The organism is Mesorhizobium sp. M7A.F.Ca.US.007.01.2.1, from assembly GCF_003998165.1.
Classification (GTDB): Bacteria; Pseudomonadota; Alphaproteobacteria; order Rhizobiales; family Rhizobiaceae; genus Mesorhizobium; species Mesorhizobium ciceri.
Window position 1 is genome coordinate 1 of sequence record NZ_RZQP01000429.1, and the last position, 2,192, is coordinate 2,192.

The following is a 2,192-nucleotide window of genomic DNA, read 5'->3' on the forward strand; positions in this document are numbered from 1 at the left end:
AGGTTCATCGCGCCCTTGATGATGCCGTTGGTCTCGAGGAATTCCTCGTCGCACTGGGCGATGATGTCGACAATGGCATTGCCGATGCAAAGCACGTCATAATCCGGCATCAAAATCTCCGCCAAAAACCCGAGCCGGCTTCTTGCCACGCCGGCCCGGCGCGGGTCTAGCGATTTGAAACCGGTTTGCCTAGGGCGTGACACGCAACTTTGGCGGAACAGGCAAAGGCGCATCAGCCGCGAGGCGCTATGAGAATTCGACCGTGGCCGAAGCATTTCATCGCCGCACCGCCTATAAGCCTGGATCAGACGATCCCGCTTCGAAGGCGAGCCAGCCCCCAATGTCTACAAAAAGCATGTCGACGAAGAACGAGCCTGCAAAAAACGATCTGACCACCGACCTGGTACTGCTCGTCGTGCTGGCAGTGCTCTGGGGCGCCTCCTACACCTTCATCAAGATCGGCGTCGAAACCATCCCGCCGGTCACCTTCATTGCCGCCCGCACCCTGATCGCTGGCGGCATCCTGTTGGCCATCATCCGCTGGCGCGGGCTCGCCTTGCCGGGCGACGCTGCAAGCTGGCGCCGCTTCGCCTTCCAGGCCTGCCTCAACAGCGTTATTCCGTTCACCCTGATCGCCGCGGCCGAACGCTCGGTCGATGCCGGCCTCGCCACCATCCTCAACGCGACCTCGCCGATCTTCACCTTCCTCTTGACCGCGCTCATCACCCGCCACGAGCCGGTCACCTTGCGCAAACTGATCGGTGTGGGCGCCGGCATTGCCGGCATCTGCCTCATTATCGGCACGCAGGCGCTGAGTGGCCTCGGTCATGAATTGTGGGCGCAATTGGCAATCGTCGCCGCGACGGTCTGCTATGCCGGGGCCGCCATTTTCGGCCGCGGTTTCAAGGGCCTCGACCCAATGCTACCGGCCGCCGGTTCCATGCTGTGCGGCGCCGTCATCCTCGTGCCGCTCAGTCTGGTGTTCGACCAGCCGTGGACGCTGGCGCCATCGACCGCGTCGATCCTGGCCCTGCTCGGCCTGTCGGTCTTTTCCACCGCGCTGGCCTTCGTCATCTATTTCCGCCTCATCCACACGCTGGGTTCGGTCGGCACCACCTCGCAGGCCTATCTGCGCGTGCCGATCGGCGTCGGCATCGGCGCTCTCTTCCTCGGCGAAAGTCTTGGTTCGACGGCATGGCTGGGCATGGGTTTTGTCGTGGCCGGGGTCGCTGCCATGACCATCCCGGTTCGAAAGCCGGCGTTTGCGCGGTAGACGCCAGCCCGCTTGTGCTCATGGCCTGCGCTGCCTATCTCGGAAGCATCCGCCTTTTAGGCGGCGTCCGCTAACCGGGGGTGTGACAAGGTGATTTTCGACGCTGCCCGCGCTGCGGCCCTCGAGCTGATTTCGCCTCCCTTTCGGGCCGTGTTCGTCAAGACGCTGGGCTTGACCGTGCTGGCACTGGTGGCTCTGTGGTTCGGCCTGACCAGCCTCGTCGAATGGCTGGCGCTGCCGTGGCTGCAGACGCTGTTGCCCGGCATGCCGTCCTGGGCCGGGTGGCTCGGCGGCATCATCGCGGCAATAGCGCTTGCCTTCGGCATGGCGTTGCTCATCGCGCCGGTGACGGCTGTTGTCGCCGGCCTGTTCCTCGACGATATCGCCGAAGTGGTCGAGCGCACCGACTATCCCCGCGATCCGACCGGCCGCGCCATGCCGGCGCTGCGCTCGCTGGTGCTGTCGGCGCGATTCCTCGGTGTCGTCATTCTCGGCAACATCGTCGCCCTGCTGCTTCTCTTGGTGCCGGGCGTCAACATAGCCGCCTTCTTCATCGTCAACGGCTATCTGCTCGGGCGCGAGTTCTTCGAATTCGCCGCCATGCGCTTTCGCGGCGAAGACGAGGCCAGGGCCTTGCGCAGGCACTATGCCGGCACAGTGTTTCTCGCCGGGCTGCTCATCGCCGCTTTCCTCGCCGTGCCGTTGCTCAACCTGCTGACGCCGCTGTTCGCCGCCGCCATGATGGTGCATCTGCACAAGGCGATCTCGGTGCGGGAAGTGGCTCGCCCCTCACGCGGCTAGGCATTTTCTTCAGCGCAACAGAAATCCGCGTCCGAGCTCGTCATCGGCCTCGACGATGAATTCGGCCCGCCCGGAATAGTAGGCGCGGCCGCCGACGCGGGCGATGATCGCCTCATGC

2 protein-coding genes and 2 pseudogenes are annotated in these 2,192 nt (G+C 64.3%); 2 read left to right on the forward strand and 2 right to left on the reverse strand.

Going from position 1 to position 2,192, the window contains the following annotated elements:
* Positions 1 to 110 (reverse strand): annotated as a pseudogene (locus EN949_RS36935) (adenosine kinase); the annotation flags it as partial.
* Between the two features lie 230 nt (positions 111 to 340).
* Here EN949_RS36935 and EN949_RS34705 point away from each other — a divergent pair.
* The gene (locus tag EN949_RS34705; RefSeq protein ID WP_013528051.1) at positions 341 to 1,273 is read left to right on the forward strand and encodes an EamA family transporter; all 933 of its coding nucleotides are present in this window, start codon (positions 341 to 343) and stop codon (positions 1,271 to 1,273) included.
* A 90-nt stretch (positions 1,274 to 1,363) separates the two neighbouring features.
* A complete protein-coding gene (locus EN949_RS34710; RefSeq protein WP_127367141.1) occupies positions 1,364 to 2,074 on the forward strand; it encodes a sulfate transporter family protein in 711 nt (236 codons plus the stop codon).
* Between the two features lie 9 nt (positions 2,075 to 2,083).
* Here EN949_RS34710 and EN949_RS36940 read toward each other — a convergent pair.
* Positions 2,084 to 2,192 (reverse strand): annotated as a pseudogene (locus EN949_RS36940) (proline racemase); the annotation flags it as partial.

Coding starts and splice junctions, on each gene's coding strand:
- EN949_RS34705 (WP_013528051.1), top strand. CDS start 341: ATGTCTACAAAAAGCATGTCGACGAAGAACGAGCCTGCAAAAAACGAT.